Origin of the sequence: Streptomyces xanthophaeus, assembly GCF_030440515.1 — a bacterium.
Classification (GTDB): Bacteria; Actinomycetota; Actinomycetes; order Streptomycetales; family Streptomycetaceae; genus Streptomyces; species Streptomyces kutzneri.
The window spans coordinates 2,002,158-2,017,034 of the sequence record NZ_CP076543.1; the positions used below are offsets into that span (position 1 = coordinate 2,002,158).

Annotated in this window: 12 protein-coding genes; 2 read left to right on the forward strand and 10 right to left on the reverse strand. The window is 74.0% G+C overall.

Annotated features, from left to right (window positions below; genetic code table 11):
• Nucleotides 1-161 precede the first annotated feature (161 nt).
• Nucleotides 162-2,084 (forward strand): bifunctional metallophosphatase/5'-nucleotidase, encoded by a 1,923-nt coding sequence (locus KO717_RS08580; RefSeq protein WP_301374425.1) that lies wholly within the window; start codon nucleotides 162-164, stop codon nucleotides 2,082-2,084.
• A gap of 28 nt (nucleotides 2,085-2,112) precedes the next feature.
• On the opposite strand, the gene KO717_RS08585 is transcribed toward KO717_RS08580, so the two are convergent.
• From KO717_RS08585 to KO717_RS08625, 9 genes are all read right to left on the reverse strand, one after another.
• Nucleotides 2,113-2,826: a GntR family transcriptional regulator gene (locus KO717_RS08585; RefSeq protein ID WP_030719658.1), complete on the reverse strand. Its 714-nt coding sequence runs from the start codon at nucleotides 2,824-2,826 to the stop codon at nucleotides 2,113-2,115.
• 70 nt (nucleotides 2,827-2,896) lie between these two features.
• Nucleotides 2,897-3,805, reverse strand: coding sequence for an ornithine cyclodeaminase family protein (locus KO717_RS08590; protein WP_301374427.1), 909 nt, complete (start codon nucleotides 3,803-3,805; stop codon nucleotides 2,897-2,899).
• A gap of 29 nt (nucleotides 3,806-3,834) precedes the next feature.
• Nucleotides 3,835-4,854: a proline racemase family protein gene (locus KO717_RS08595; protein ID WP_301365595.1), complete on the reverse strand. Its 1,020-nt coding sequence runs from the start codon at nucleotides 4,852-4,854 to the stop codon at nucleotides 3,835-3,837.
• Complete coding sequence (locus KO717_RS08600; RefSeq protein WP_301365597.1) at nucleotides 4,851-5,864, reverse strand: proline racemase family protein; 1,014 nt, start codon at nucleotides 5,862-5,864, stop codon at nucleotides 4,851-4,853. The genes KO717_RS08595 and KO717_RS08600 overlap by 4 nt, the downstream gene beginning before the upstream one ends.
• 18 nt (nucleotides 5,865-5,882) lie before the next feature.
• Complete coding sequence (locus tag KO717_RS08605) at nucleotides 5,883-6,797, reverse strand: dihydrodipicolinate synthase family protein (protein WP_301365599.1); 915 nt, start codon at nucleotides 6,795-6,797, stop codon at nucleotides 5,883-5,885.
• Between the two features lie 75 nt (nucleotides 6,798-6,872).
• Nucleotides 6,873-8,327 carry an NAD(P)/FAD-dependent oxidoreductase gene (locus tag KO717_RS08610; protein WP_301365601.1) on the reverse strand — a complete coding sequence of 485 codons (1,455 nt, stop codon included), beginning with the start codon at nucleotides 8,325-8,327 and terminating at the stop codon, nucleotides 6,873-6,875.
• Nucleotides 8,328-8,409: 82 nt separating this feature from the next.
• Nucleotides 8,410-8,721, reverse strand: coding sequence for a (2Fe-2S)-binding protein (locus KO717_RS08615; protein ID WP_301365603.1), 312 nt, complete (start codon nucleotides 8,719-8,721; stop codon nucleotides 8,410-8,412).
• Nucleotides 8,721-9,923: an NAD(P)/FAD-dependent oxidoreductase gene (locus KO717_RS08620; RefSeq protein WP_301365605.1), complete on the reverse strand. Its 1,203-nt coding sequence runs from the start codon at nucleotides 9,921-9,923 to the stop codon at nucleotides 8,721-8,723. The genes KO717_RS08615 and KO717_RS08620 overlap by 1 nt, the downstream gene beginning before the upstream one ends.
• 100 nt (nucleotides 9,924-10,023) lie before the next feature.
• Nucleotides 10,024-12,411 carry a collagenase gene (locus KO717_RS08625; protein ID WP_301365607.1) on the reverse strand — a complete coding sequence of 796 codons (2,388 nt, stop codon included), beginning with the start codon at nucleotides 12,409-12,411 and terminating at the stop codon, nucleotides 10,024-10,026.
• A gap of 173 nt (nucleotides 12,412-12,584) precedes the next feature.
• Here KO717_RS08625 and KO717_RS08630 point away from each other — a divergent pair, with 173 nt between their 5' ends.
• Entirely contained in the window at nucleotides 12,585-13,958 is a 1,374-nt protein-coding gene (locus tag KO717_RS08630; RefSeq protein ID WP_301365609.1) for an aminopeptidase P family protein, read from the forward strand.
• Here KO717_RS08630 and KO717_RS08635 read toward each other — a convergent pair.
• Entirely contained in the window at nucleotides 13,955-14,863 is a 909-nt protein-coding gene (locus KO717_RS08635; protein WP_301365611.1) for a LysR family transcriptional regulator, read from the reverse strand. The genes KO717_RS08630 and KO717_RS08635 overlap by 4 nt on opposite strands.
• Between the last annotated feature and the right edge of the window lie 14 nt (nucleotides 14,864-14,877).

Below are 14,877 nucleotides of genomic sequence, written 5' to 3' on the forward strand. Positions count from 1 at the left end.
CGGATGTGATCACGCAGGCCAAGGCCACGCAGCCGAGCAGGAGTTCACAGCGCCGGGTGTCAGGACGGCCGGAGCAGGGCCGGAAGGAACCCGGGCGCCGGGAACCGGGGCGGCGGGAGCCGGGGCGGCGGGAGCCGGGGCGGCGGGACTTCCTCACCGCGATGGGGGCCGTCGCGGCGACCTTCGCGCTCGGGGTTCCCGCGCGGGCCAGCGCCGATGCCCGGGACGCCGCGACCGCCGCCGAGTACGTCGACGTCCAGCTCCTCAACGTCACCGACCTGCACGGCTATCTGCAGGGCGCACCCGGCAGCAACTCCGTCATCGTCGGCAACGGCGGCCGCAGCTACACCGTCGGCGGCGTCGCGTACATGGCCGCGCACCTCGAACGGCTCCGCGACGGGCACCCCCACTCCCTCTTCTTCACCCCCGGAGACGCCTTCTCCGGCTGGGAGTTCGATGCCGCGGCCTTCTCCGACGAGCCGACGATCGAGGCCCTCAACCGCATGGGGCTCGACTTCGCGACGGCCGGCAACCACGAGTTCGACAAATCGCCCGCCATGCTCCAGCGCCACATGGAGCAGGGCATCCCGTTCCCGGTGGAGGGCCGCGACACCTCTTTCACCGACTCCTCCGGCCTGCGCTTCCACGGCGCCGACTTCCGCTACTACAGCGCCAACCTCGTCCGGGGCCAGGACGGGCAAACGGTCCTGCCCGCCTACAACATCGAGCGGGTACCCACCGCCGACGGCCGGGAGCTGCCCATCGGGTTCATCCACCTCACCGCCGTGGGCAGCGAACGCTTCCCCGGCTCCTACCAGCCGGGCCTCGCCACCCTCGACGAGGTCGCCACCGCCGACCGCTACGCGGCGCTGCTCAAGAGCCAGGGCGTGAACGCGATCGTGCTCAGCCTGCACGACGGGGCGGTGGCGGGAGCCGACTTCAACAGCGGCGCCGACCCCTCGGGGCCGGCCCTCGACCTCGCGCTGCGGGTCTCCCCGGACATCGACGCGATCGTCACCGGGCACTGGCACACCCGGTTCAACATGATGGTCCCCGACCCGAACGGTGTCCCCCGCCCGTTCGTCGAGGCCGGCTGCTACGGCCAGGTCATCAACGAGATCAACCTGCGGCTCGACCCGCTCACCGGCCGGGTGATCCGGGAGCTGACCGTGTCCACCAACCACCCCAACACCCGCGACATCGCCCCTCATCCGGAGCTGCAGGAGGTCGTCACCTACTGGGCGGGGCAGGCAGCCGCGCGCGACCGGTCCGCGGTCGGGCGGCAGAGCGGCTCGTTCCTGCGCACCCGGAACACGGCGGGCGAGAGCACCATGGGCAACCTGGCCGCCGACTGGGCGCTGTGGGCGGGCGGCAGGCCCACCGATCCCGAGAACGACGCCAACATCCACCCCAACGTCCCCGCCCAGCTCGCCATGGTCGCCGTGGCACCCCGCGTCGGCCAGGCGATCATCGCCGGGGACCTCGTCCTGGACCGGGCCTCGGGCGGCACGGTCACCTTCGGCAGCGCCTGGCGGGCCATCGGGTTCGGCGATCCGATCGTCAGCGCGTGGGTGACCGGGCAGCAGATCCACGACGCGCTGGAGGAGCAGTGGACGACGACGGAGAGCGGCGAACTGCGCTTCGCCCCCCTCGCCGTCTCCCGCAACGTCCGCTACAGCTTCGACGCGCGGGGGCCGGTCGGGGACCGGGTGCATCCCGCGGAGGTCTTCGTCGACGGTGTCCCGCTGGACCTCGGCCGCAGCTACCGGCTCGCCGCCCCCTCGTACACGCTCCTCGCGAGCGACGGCTATCCGGCCCTTTCCGAGTTCCAGGAGCCCTACCGGCACCAGCGGGACTTCGAGAGCTTCGTGGCGTACGTGCGGGAGACGGCGGTACTGACCCCGCAGCCCAGGGGGCGGGTCACGGCGGCGAACGCGAGCAGCGCGGCGGGCGCCGTGGGCGCCGTGGTGGACCCGCCGGTGCTGCTCCTGCCCGACGGCACGCCGGTACCGCGCCCGGAGGCGGCGATCATCTCGGCGGACCGGCCGCTGCCGGCCCGTGGCGGCGGCCGCCCGCCCTGCTGATCCGCCGCCGGCCGCCGGCTGCCGGGGGTTACTGGAGGCCGGAGCCGAGGCCTCCGGGGACGCGGCCGACCGGTTCGTCGCGGCCCTGGGCCCACAGGGAGCGGACGTGGCCGAGGTGGCGGAGCATGCACTCCTGCGCCGCCTCGGCGTCGCCGCTCAGCATCAGGTCGAGGAGCTCGATGTGCTCCTCCGCCGAGGAGACCAGCTTGCCGGCCTCGTCCAGGCCGGTCAGACCGTAGAGCCGGGACCGCTTGCGCAGGTCGCCGACCGTCTCCACCAGCCGGTCGTTGCCCGCGAGGGCCAGCAGGGAGAGGTGGAAGCGGCGGTCGGCCTCCAGGTAGCCGATGAGGTTGTGCTCGCGCGCGCTGGTGACGATCTCCTCGGCGACGGGGCGCAGCGCCTCCAGCTGCTCCGCCGTGGCGATCTTCGTGATCCGCCCGATGGTCGGTACCTCGATCATCGTGCGCAGCTCGGTGAACTGGTCCAGGTCGCGCTCGCTGACCTCGGTGATCCGGAAGCCCTTGTTGCGGACGGGCTCGACCAGTCCTTCCCGGGCCAGGTCGAGCATGGCCTCGCGGACGGGTGTGGCCGAGACGCCGAGTTCGGCCGCGAGGCCGGGTGCGGAGTAGACGCTGCCGGGGCGCAGCTCACCCGCTATCAGCGCGGCTCGGAGGGCGTGGCCGACCTGGTCGCGGAGGCGCTCCTGGGCCTTGATGAGACTGTGCTGCTTCAGGTCACCCATTGCTTTTCCTCCGAGACCCCCGACACCACCGACGAGGAGGGCAACAGCGTACAATGTCACGTTGCGCTGCTCACACTCCGGCGGCCTCGAACAGTGCGACCGCCACAGCGAGATCTTCCCAGGCCATGCCCACACTCTTGAAGAGCTGTGGACAACTCCGCGGCCCGGCCCCCGGCATCCTCCCGCCCACCAGGTCGGCGAGGGTGCCGGTGATATGACCGGGCCCGATGGCCCCCTCGGCCTCCGGGACGAGGAGGTCCCCCGCCTCGCGCAGGGCCGCCGCCCGGGACTCCACGTACACCGCCGCCCGTCGCACAAGGGCGGTGTCCGTCTCCCGGGCCGTCGGCTCGTGCGAGCCGACGGCGACGACGGTGGCGCCCGGCCCGACGAGGCGTCCGTCGAAGAGCGGCTCCCGGGCCGTGGTGCAGCAGATCACCAGATCGGCGTCGGCCACGTCCTTCGGGGTGCCGGTCCGGGCGGCCGGGCCCAGAGTGCGGGCGTACGCGGCGAGCCGCTCCGCGCCCCCCGGGTCCCGGGCGACCACCACGACCTCGGCCAACTCCCGTACGGCCAGGGCCGCTTCCAGATGCCCGTACGCCTGCGGCCCCGAGCCGAAGAGCACCAGGCGCAGCGGCCGCCCGGCAGGTGCCAGGTGGCGCAGGGCGAGGGCGGAGACCGCCGGGGTGCGCAGGGCGGTCAGCGCCGCGCCGTCCAGCAGGGCCAGCGGGCGCAGGGTGGGCCCGTCCAGGAGCAGGTAGGAGCCCGTGATCCGGGGCAGCCCGCGGGCCGGATTCCCGGGAGCGACCCCGGCGATCTTCACCCCGGCGTACGAACCGGACGCGGCCGGCATCAGCAGCAGTTCACCCCCGCCGGGCACCTCGATCGCGGAACGCGGCGGGCAGCCCTCCGGATCGAGGCCACCGAGCAGGGCGGCGGCCACGGCGTCCGCGGCCGCCGCCGGGGTGAGCAGGGCGGTCATCCGCCCGGCGGCGAGCTGGGGGATGCCCGTCACAGGAGGAATCCGGTACCGAGCGCGTCGTGCGGGTCCACCACGAAGGCGTGTTCGCCGGTGCGGTGGGCGGTGCCGGTGACCTCGGTGACCCCGCCGTCCAGCATCCGCCCCGTGAACACCGTGCCCGTGACCGACTCGTGCAGCAGGTCCTCCCCCGGGCCGAGCCGCCCGTCCTCGGCGAGCAGCGCGAGCCGCGCCGAGGTCCCGGAGCCGCAGGGCGAGCGGTCGATCTGCCCGTCGGCGAAGACGGTGACGTTGCGCTGGTGCGGCCCGAAGGGGGTGTCGGGCAGATCCTCGTGGAGGATCACCCCGTAGACCCCGGAGAGCAGCGGGCCGTCCGGGTGCCAGGTGGCGGGGTGGGTGGCCAGCGCCGCCCGGATCTCCTGTCCGGCCCGGACCAGGGCCGGCAGCGCCGCCCGGGAGACGTCCAGGCCGAGGTCGCGCGCGCGGACGGCGGCGTAACAGGCCCCGGCGTGCGCGATGTCCGCCTCGGCCAGCCCGAAGGTGGTGGCGACGGGGACCTTGCGGGCGCCGACCCGGGCCGGGACGTTGCGGAAGGTGACCCCGGTGGTGCGGCCCCCGCCGCGGTGGACGGTGGCCGTGACCCGCCCGGACGGTACGTCGATGCGCACCGGGGCGTCCCCGTCGTCCGGGGCGGCGACCCGGCCGGTGTCCACGGCCCAGACCCCGAGGGCCATGGCGCCGTGGCCGCAGGCGGTGGAGTAGCCGTCCTTGTGCCAGAACAGCACACCGAAGTGGGCCCCGTCGTCGTCGGCCGGGACCACGAACCCCCCGTACATCCCGGCGTGCCCGCGCGGCTCCTGCACGAGCAGGCGCCGTACGTCGTCCAGCGCGCCCCGGCGCGGGGCGGTCCCGGAGCCGCCCGGGCCGATGACGGTGGCGCAGCGCTCGGCGACCGTGTCCCCGGGGACCGGCGGCATGCCCGGCGCGGCACTGTCGACGATCCGGAAGGGCTCGCCGGCGGTGTGGTAGTCCACCGTGCGGACGGTGATCACAGCAGGAACCCTCCGGGGAAGGGGTCGGTCGGGTCGAGGAAGTACTGGGCGGTTCCGGTGATCCAGGCCCGGCCGGTGACGGTGGGGATCACGGCCGGGAGCCCGCCGACGGTGGTCTCCCCTACCAGCCGGCCGGTGAACTCGGTGCCGATGAAGGACTCGTTGACGAAGTCCGTGTCGAGTTCCAGCAGGCCGCGGGCGTGCAGCTGGGCCATCCTGGCGCTGGTCCCCGTACCGCAGGGCGAGCGGTCGAACCAGCCGGGGTGGATGGCCATGGCGTGCCGGGAGCGGTGGGCGTCGGAGCCGGGAGCGGCAAGGTAGACGTGCTTGACCCCGGCGATGGAGGGGTTCTCGGGATGGACGGGCCGGTCCGGGCCCGCGTTGATCGCGTCCATGACGGCCAGCCCGGCGGCGAGCAGGTCGTCCTTGCGGGCGCGGTCGAAGGGCAGGGCTCCCCCGGCGATGGAGGCGAGTTCGACGAAGGCGTAGAAGTTGCCGCCGTAGGCCAGGTCGTAGGTGATCGTGCCGAAGCCGGGGACCTCGGTCTTGAGGTCGAGGCCGACGCTGAAGGAGGGCACGTTGGTGAGGGTGACGGCGGTGGCCGCCCCGTCCTCGACCCGGACGTCGACGCTCACCAGCCCGGCCGGGGTGTCGAGCCGGACGGTGGTGACCGGCTCGACGACCGGCACCATGCCGGTCTCGACGAGGACGGTGGCGACCCCGATGGTTCCGTGCCCGCACATGGGGAGCAGGCCCGACACCTCGATGTAGAGGACGCCGTAGTCGGCGTCCGGGCGGGTCGGGGGCTGCAGGACGGCGCCGCTCATCGCGGAGTGCCCGCGAGGCTCGTACATGAGCAGGGTCCGGACGTGGTCCATGTGTTCGATGAAGTGGAGCCGCTTCTCGGCCATGGTGGCGCCGGGGATCACCCCGACTCCCCCGGTGATGACCCGGGTCGGCATGCCCTCGGTGTGCGAGTCCACCGCGTGGTAGACGTGGCGCGTACGCATGTGCGGTCCCCCGGACTGCTAGTTGAGGCCCTCGGCGAGGGCCTTCTCGGTGGCGGCGCGGACGGCGGCCTCGGTCTCGCCGGTGAGCGGGAAGCGCGGCGGGCGGGTGGCGCCGCCGGGGCGCCCGGCCAGGTCCATGGAGAGCTTGATGGCTTGGACGAACTCGGTCTTGGAGTCCCAGCGCAGCAGCGAGTGCAGGGACTTGTAGAGCGGCAGGGCGGTCTCCAGGTCCCCGGCGACGGCGGCCCGGTAGAGCCGGGCGCAGGAGTTCGGGAGCGCGTTGGGGTAGCCGGCGATCCAGCCGACGGCGCCCGCGAGGGCGAGTTCGAGGAGGACGTCGTCGGCGCCGATGAGCAGGTCGAGGCCGGGGGCGAGCTCGGCGATCTCGTAGGCGCGGCGCACGTCGCCGCTGAACTCCTTGACGGCGACGATGGAGCCGTCGGCGTACAGCCGGGCGAGCAGGTCCGGGGTCAGGTCCACCTTGGTGTCGATGGGGTTGTTGTACGCGACGACGGGCAGCCCGGCGCGGGCGACCTCGGCGTAGTGGGCGCGTACGGCGTCCTCGTCGGCCCGGAAGGCGTTGGGGGGCAGCAGGAGTACGGAGCCGGCGCCGGCCTCGGCGGCCTGGTCGGCCCAGCGGCGGGCCTCGGCGCTGCCGTAGGCGGCGACGCCGGGCATCACGCGGGCGCCGTCGCCCGCCGCTTCGACGGCGGTCCGTACGACGCGCGCCCGCTCCTCGTCGGTGAGGGTCTGGTACTCCCCGAGGGAGCCGTTGGGGACCACGCCGTCGCAGCCGCCCTCGATCAGCCAGGCCACGTGCTCGGCGTATGCGTCGTGGTCGACGGTGAGGTCCTCGCGCAGCGGGAGCGCGGTGGCGACCATGATTCCGTGCCAGGGGCGGGTGCGGGGCGCGGGGGTGTGCGCGTGGGTCATGTGAGAGCTCCCTAGAGTGATGTGTGACATTTTACTAGCGGGTGCGGCGTGGCCACAAGGGCCCCGGCGCCCCGATCAGTGCGCAGCGGGCGGAAGTTCGGCGAGGTGGCGCAGCGGAACGGGACAGGACAGCGGCCGCCGGTCGGGCGCGGGCTCCTCCCCGGCCAGGGCCGCCACGGCCGGGCCGCACATCCGGCCCTGGCACCAGCCCATACCCGCCCGGGTGAGGAGTTTGACGCTGCGGGCGTCCCGCGCGCCGAGGTCGCCCGCGGCCTCGCGGATCTGCCCGGCCGGCACCTCCTCGCAGCGGCAGACGACGGTGTCGTCCCCGAGCCAGCCGGTCCACGCCTCGCCGGGACGGTGGGCGGCGGCCATCGCGTCGGCGAAGGCGCGCAGCCGGGCCCGGCGGCGGGTGAGGCGGGCTCCGGGCGGCGTACCCGCGATGGAGTGTGCGGCCAGCTCGCCCTCGGTCATGGCCAGTCGGGCCCCGCCGATGCCGCCGGTCTCGCCCGCCGACCAGATGCCGGGGACGGAGGTCCGCTGCCCGGCATCGAGGACGAGGGCGACCGTGCCGTCCGGGCCGGGGCGGGTCGCGCAGCCGAGGCCGGTGGCCAGCTCCAGCTGGGGCACCAGTCCGTGGCCGACGGCCAGGGCGTCACAGGGGATCCGGCGGGCGGTGCCGGGCAGCGGTCGCCAGTCGCGGTCGAGGCGGGCCACGGTGACGGCTTCGACCCGGTCGGTGCCGTGCGCCTCGGTGACGGCGTGCCGGGTGAGGAGGCGGACGTGGTGGCGGGCCAGCGCGCCGCCGTGGACGGCGGCCTCGACGAGCTTGCCGGGGTTGCGCAGCAGGACCGGGGCCTGGCCCGCGTACGCGGTGTACGCGGCGGCCTCCACCACGGCGGGCACGGTGGCTCCGGCGGCGGCGAGCGACCCGGCCACGGCCAGCAGCAGCGGCCCGCTCCCGGCGACGACCACCCGCTTGCCCGGCAGGACCAGCCCGCCCTTGAGCATGGCCTGGGCCCCGCCGGCCCCGACCACTCCCGGCAGGGTCCAGCCGGGGAAGGGCAGTTGCCGCTCGTAGGCGCCGGTGGCGATGAGCACGGCCCGGGCGGTGACGGCGACGGCCCGTTCCTCGGGGGCGTGACCGGCGACGGCGTGCAGGATCCACTCCGTGGTGGGTGCGGCGGGCCCGCGGCGCGCCCCGGCCGTCTCGGCCGCCGCGCCCGGGACGACCGTCCACACGTGGTGGAGCGGGAGGTACGTGATCCGGCCGGCCGACTCGTGGGCGCGCAGGGCGGCTTCGCGGGTCGCGAACTGCGCCCAGCCGTGGTGCAGCGCCTCGGGGCGGGCCGCACCGAGGCCCGGGGCGGGGTGGCGGTAGAACTGCCCGCCGGGGCGGTCGCCCGCGTCGAGGAGCGTGACCCGCAGCCCGAGGCGGGCGGCCGTGACGGCCGCGGCCAGTCCGGCCGGGCCGGCTCCGACGATCGCGAGATCGGCACGGGCCGGCGCGGGCCCGGAAGCGGACGCCACGCCGGGCGCCGGCACGGGCGCGGGCCCGGCGGCAGGACCCGACGGGTCTGCGCAATCCGCGCGGCCCGCGCGGTCGGCGGGCTCAGACGGCGAGGTCGGCATGGCCGGTTCCCTCCTGGGTGGTGACGGTGTCCCCCGGCCGGGCCGGGACCAGGCAGGCGCGCTGGTTGGAGCGGCCGTTGACGGTGACGAGGCAGTCGTAGCAGCTGCCGATCCCGCAGAACGCGCCGCGCGGGGCGCCGCCCTCCCGGGTGGTCCGCCAGGCGAGGATGCCGGCGCCCCACAGCACGGCGGCGATGCTCTGGCCGGGCAGGGCGGGCAGTTCCCGGCCGTCGAAGGTGATCTCGTGCGCGGCTGCCGGGCTGCCGCCGACCAGCGAACGGGGGCTGCGCATCAGTGCTGCTCCTCGGGGGTGTCGGTGGCGGCCGGGTACGCGGCGAAGCGGTCCGGGCGGAACGGGTGGGCGGGGAGCGGCGGTTCGGCGCCCGTCAGGGCGGCGGCGATCAGCGCTCCGGTGGCGGGCGCCAGACCGATGCCCGCGCCCTCGTGGCCGCAGGCGTGCAGCAGTCCGGGGCGCCGCGGGTCCGGGCCGATCGCCGGGAGGTGGTCGGGCAGGTAGGGGCGGAAGCCGTGGTAGGCGCGCATCACCCGGACGTCCGCCAGGACGGGGAAGAGCGCCGCGGCCTGGGCGGCCAGGCGGCGCAGGGCTTCGGTGGAGAGGGTGCGGTCGAAGCCGACCCGCTCCCGGGTGGCGCCGATGAGGACCGGGCCGGACGGGGTGCCCTCGACCACGGCCGAGGACTGCAGGGCGGCGGAGCCGCTGGCGACGTCCGCGATGTAGTCGGCGGCGTAGACCTTGTGCCGGACCACCCTCGGCAGGGGTTCGGTCACCAGGACGAAGCCGCGGCGCGGGAGGACGGGCAGGGTGACCCCGGCCAGCGCGGCGACGTGGCCGCCCCAGGTGCCGGCCGCGTTCACCACCGCCGGGGCCAGGAGTTCGCGGCGCCGCGTGCGCACCCCGCGTACGGCGCCCCGGTCCAGCAGGATCTCCGTCACCTCCTCGCCGAGGTACACCTCGGCGGCCGGGGCTCCCGCCGCACCCGGTGCGCGCGCCGCGGCCAGGAGCCGGGCCGCCGCCCGGGCGGGCTGGACCTGGGCGTCCTGCGGGTAGTGGAAGCCGCCCGCCAGGCCCGGGGCCAGGTGCGGCTCCAGGTCGTACAGGTCGTCCGCCGCCACCTCGGCCGCGTCGACGCCGGCCGCGCGCTGCCCCTCCGCGAAGTGCCGCAGGGCCTTCACGGTCCGCTCGTCGGGGGCGACGACGAGCCCGCCCTTGGGCTCGTACTCGATGTCCGGCGGGAGGACCGCGGCGAGTTCGGTCCACAGGCGGGTGGACAGCAGGGCGAGGTCGAGTTCGGGTCCCGCCTCCTTGTCGGAGACGAGCAGGTTGCCTTCGCCGGCACCGGTGGTGCCGCCCGCCACGGGGCCCCGGTCGACCACGGCCACGGAGAGTCCGGCGCGGGCCGCGTAGTAGGCGCAGGCCGCCCCGGCGACGCCGGCGCCGATGATCACGGCGTCCAGGGAGTGTCTCTTGAGCACGGCAGTAATATGTCACATTCTTTAGGGCCTGCCCAGATGCCCGGACCGGTCCCGCACCCCCCTCGGATGCGGGACCGGTCCGGTGCCGGGCGGGCGCCGGTCAGCTGCGGAGGGGGCCCTCACAGCTGTAACTGGAGGTGCCCGCGACCTTGTTGGTCCAGATCTCCACCGGGCCGAAGGAACAGTTCATGTCGGCGAGGTTGTTGGAGGCCGCGCCGGCCCGGTCGAGGATGAAGTAGTCGACCGTCTCCGACATGTCCTTGAAGTTCTGGTCGTCGTTGCGCCAGTTCTTCAGGTTCGCGGTGATGCGGCCGGTGCAGGTGAAGCGGCGCTTGCCCGGGTCGCCGTTCTCCACGCAGTCCGGCGTGTTGTACGTGGCCGTGGCGAAGGAGGACTTCACCGAGGCGAGCGCCGCGTCGCGCAGCCGGTCGTTCGGGGTGAAGGAGGTGTTCGGCACGTAGAGCTGGTCGACCTTGGCGATCTGTGCGTCCAGGAAGCGGTCGTAGTCGCGCTGGAGGTAGGTGTCCGCCCCCGTCCGGTGGCGCCAGGCGTCGTACGCCGCCACGTCGTCGGCCCGCAGGTGGGTGTACATCTCGCGCAGCAGCGTGGGCTTCTCGGTCCACAGGAACTCGAAGAAGGTGCCCGCGTAGCTGTAGAAGCGGAAGCCGTCGCCGTCGTAGGTGGCGTTCAGCAGCTGCTCGACGCTCATGCGCGGGCCGCCGCCGGCCGTGTCGCTGATGATGCTCTTGACGAGGGACTTGCGGACGGCGATGCCGTTGTCGCGGGTGGCGCCGTCGAAGAACTCGGCCGTGCCCTCGTCCATGGCGGTCGTCCGGTCGCTCTCGTACCAGGGGCCCTGGCCGAAGAAGCCGGGGACGGCGAAGCGGCCGTTGAGGTAGTGCGTGTACTCGTGGCGGAAGAGCTCCTCGAGGGTGAGGGAGGAGTCCTGCGGGACGCGCCGCTGGTAGGTGTAGAAGGTGGCGCCGTTCTCGATGTAGATGCCGCCGTTGTTGGTGCCGTAGCCGGTCAGGATCGGGTGGTAGTTCACGTAGTCGGCGCGGGAGGCGTAGAGCACGATGTTCAGCGTGGAGTTGGGGTCGCCGGCGAGCGGCTGGTCGGTGCCCAGCACGCGGTGGTACTGGGACTTCACCTGCTTGCTCGCGTAGTACAGCTGGTCCACGGTGGCCCGGTCCAGGGCGGTGCGGACCTTGATGGCGCCGTTGTCGTAGGAGTAGGTGTAGGGGAACAGCTGCTTCTCGATGTCCTCCTTGCACACCCCGTACGGCTTGCAGGCCTCGTAGAAGTTGAGCCAGGAGACGACCTTGGCCCACGGCTCGCTGCCGTCGCCGAAGGCGGACCGGACGGGGCCGAGCATCGCGCCGAGGTCGGCGACGACCCGGTCCCGCAGGCCCTCGACCTGGCCGAAGCGGGCGTATTCGCTCAGCGCGTCGCGCACCACCCAGGCGTTGCCCGTGTCCTTGAGGTGCGTGTAGGTGGAGAAGGCCTTGAAGGCGTCGCGGTAGGAGGCGTCGGCGGCCACCGCGGAGTGGAAGGCCGCGTCCTGGTTGCCCGGGTAGACGCCCAGGTAGGTGACGGAGAGCGCGGCCAGCGCGGCGCCTGCCCAGCCGGCGTCGAGGTGGGTGGCCGGGTGGGCCGGGTCCATGGTGGCCAGAACCTTCTTGATGAGGCCGAGCTGGTGCTGGCGCAGGCCGGGCGCGCTGCCGGCGTAGAGGGCCTCGCGCAGGGTGCGGGCGTTGCTGGGGGTCGCGTCGAAGGTATGGGCGGCCGCGCCGAAGTCGGCGATGGCGCGGCGCATGGCGTCGACGGTGGGGGCGTCGGTGACGTCGATCTCGGTGCGCGAGTAGTCGTGGTAGGCGACCGCGTGCAGGTACGTGAACATCTCCTCCAGGTGGGAGGAGTTACGGCCGTCGTGGGCGGCGGCCAGGCCGGATATCCGGCGGGAGACGGCCTGGACGTGCGCGTCCGACATGACCGGGGCCAGCCGGGCGTCCCAGGTCCATATGAGTCCGCGCAGACAGCCGTCGGCGAGGACGGCCTGGTCGCCGAGGAAGTCGGCGAACTGCTCCGGGGTGAGACCGGTGATCCCGTCGAGGGTGCAGGGGACGCCCGCGGCGACGCTCTTCGCGGTGGGGGCCGCCTTGACCGACTTGCCGCGCTTCTGCAGGTCGTCGGCGGGCGCGGCGGCGGGTGTGGCCGCGCCGGGGACCTGCCCGGCGATGTTCTGTCCGCCGGGGGCCGGCGCCGGCGCCGGGGTGTTGTCCTTCGCGTCGGCCAGGCGGTCGACCTCGTCGAACGGGTTCCCCGTGGGGCCGGGGGCGGGGGCGGCGGGGGCGGCCTGTGCGCCGGTGAAGGTGGCCGGGGCCGTGAACTCGGCGGCCTGCGTGGTGGCCTGTCCCGCGGTGGCGAGGAGGGTCACGGCTACGGCGGAGGCGAGAAGGGAAGAGCGCACAGCTCTGTGCTTGAGCACCGAGAACTCCTGATTGGAGAGGTGAGGTGGGGGGTGGTGCGTGAACTGCCCTGCGTCACACGGCGTTTGACGGGGGTTAACGTGCCGCGATGTGAGCTGTAACATAGTAATGTGAAATTGCACTGACAAGACCTGTGCGCCCACCAGTTCGCATCTTTCTTGAGGGAGTCCTCGTGACCGACGCGTCCGCCCGCCTCAACACGGGCAGTCACGACCGCCCGGTATCCCCGGAGTTGTCCCGGTTCATGGCGGGCAACTGGGCCGCGACCCCGCTGCCCGACTCCACCCGCGTCCCCGGCCACGCCGTCACCCCGGCCCGCCGGGCGCGGCTCTCGGCCCGCTTCCCGGGCGAGCGGCTGATCGTCCCGGCCGGGGAGCTGAAGGTCCGCTCCAACGACTGCGACCACCGCTTCCGCCCGCACAGCGCGTACGCCTGGCTGACCGGTCTCACCGGCGAGGACCAGGCGGGCCACGTCCTGGTCATGGAGCCGTCGGGCCCGCACACCCACGAAGCCGTGCTGTACCTGCGGCCGCGCTCGCCGCGGGCGGACGGGGACGGGGAGTTCTACCGGGACCGCCGGTACGGGGAGTTCTGGGTGGGCCGCCGGCCGGATCTCGCGGAGGCCGAGCGCCTCACGGGCATCCGCTGCGCACACCTGGACGGGCTCGGCTCACCGGCCGGCCGCGACGCGGCCTCCGATGCCGGACTCGCCTCCGCGCTCTCGGAACTGCGCCTGGTGAAGGACGCGTGGGAGGTCGAACAGCTGCAGCTGGCCGTCGACCACACCACGGCGGGCTTCGAGGACGTCGTACGGGCCCTGCCGCGCGCGCTGGCGCATCCGCGCGGGGAGCGGTGGATCGAGGGGGTCTTCGGCCTGCGCGCCCGGGCGGAGGGCAACGGCACCGGGTACGAGACGATCGCGGCGTCCGGCGCCCACGCCTGCACCCTGCACTGGATCCGCAACGACGGCCGGCTGAACGGGGCGGAACTGCTGCTCCTGGACGCGGGCGTGGAGACGGACACCCTGTACACGGCCGACATCACCCGCACCCTGCCGCTGTCGGGCCGCTTCTCCCCCGTCCAGCGCCAGGTGTACGAGCTGGTCCTGGCCGCCCAGGAGGCGGGCATCGCGGCGCTGCGCCCGGGGGCGAGCTTCGGGGACTTCCACCGGGCCGGGATGCGGGTGATCGCGGAGGGCCTGGCGGAGTGGGGCGTGCTGAAGGACGCGGAGGGCGACCTGCACCGGCGGTACACGCTGTGCAGCAGCGGCCACATGCTGGGGCTCGACGTGCACGACTGCGCGAAGGCCCGGGCGGAGACCTATATGGACGGCGTGCTGGAGGAGGGACAGGTCCTGACCGTGGAGCCGGGCCTCTACCTCCAGCCCGACGACGAGACCCTCCCGGCGGAGCTGCGGGGGATCGGCGTCCGCATCGAGGACGACCTGGTCATCACGGCGAACGGCGCGCGCCTGATGTCGGGTGCGCTGCCGCGCACGGTGGCCGGCATCGAGGACTGGATGGGCCGGCTCCTGGAGACCCCTTAGACGCTGTGCGGGGTGGTGAGCCGGGCGGTCAGCTCCTCGACGAAGGCCTCCACGTGGGGCGGGCGCGGTCCGGTGCGGGTGGCGCAGAACCAGGTACGGGTCAGTGGCCGCGCGCCGATGCCGACGAGGGCGAGGCCGTGCGAGGCCGCGTAGGGGGCGGCCACCCAGTTGGGCAGCACGGTCACACCCTGGCCGCCGGCCACCATCTCGATCACCAGGTCGGTCACCACCGGCATGGTGGTGATCCGGGCCGGCCGGGCCCCGGCGGGGATCGGCAGCGGCATCGACGGGATCCGCTTCTGGTCGTAGAAGTCGTAGAGGACGAGGTCGGCGCCGTCGAAGTCACGGGCGGTCAGGTGGGCGCGCGAGGCCCACGGGTGGCCGGCGGGCACCACCGCCACCATCTCGTCCTCGAACAGCCTGGTCAGCGACACCCGGTCCATCTGCAGGTCCGGCTTGGTGACCAGCGCGACGTCGACGAGGTCGGCGAGCAGGGCCGGGACCGGCGCATCGTCGGCAACGGTCTCGATGCGCACGTCGATGTCGGGCGCGCGCTCGCGGAAGGCACGGAGCACCGGCGGCAGCCAGGGGAAGGTCGTACTGCACTGCGCGGTGAAGCGGACCCGCCGGTCGCGCCCGTCCCGGATCTCGCGCAGGTCGCGGGCCGCGGAGTCCAGTTCGCCGAGGACGTGGCGGGCCGCGACCAGCAGTCGGCGGCCCGCGGCGTTGGGGACCAGGCGTCGGCCCTTGCGGTCGAAGAGGGCCATGCCCAGGCGGGCCTCCAGCCGGGTGAGCCGCTGGCTGAGGGCGGGCTGGCTCACGTAGAGCCGCTCGGCGGCCGCGGTCAGCGAGCCGGCCTCGGCGGTGGCGGCCAGGAGCTCCAGGTCGCGCAGATCCACATCCATAACCAGGGATTATC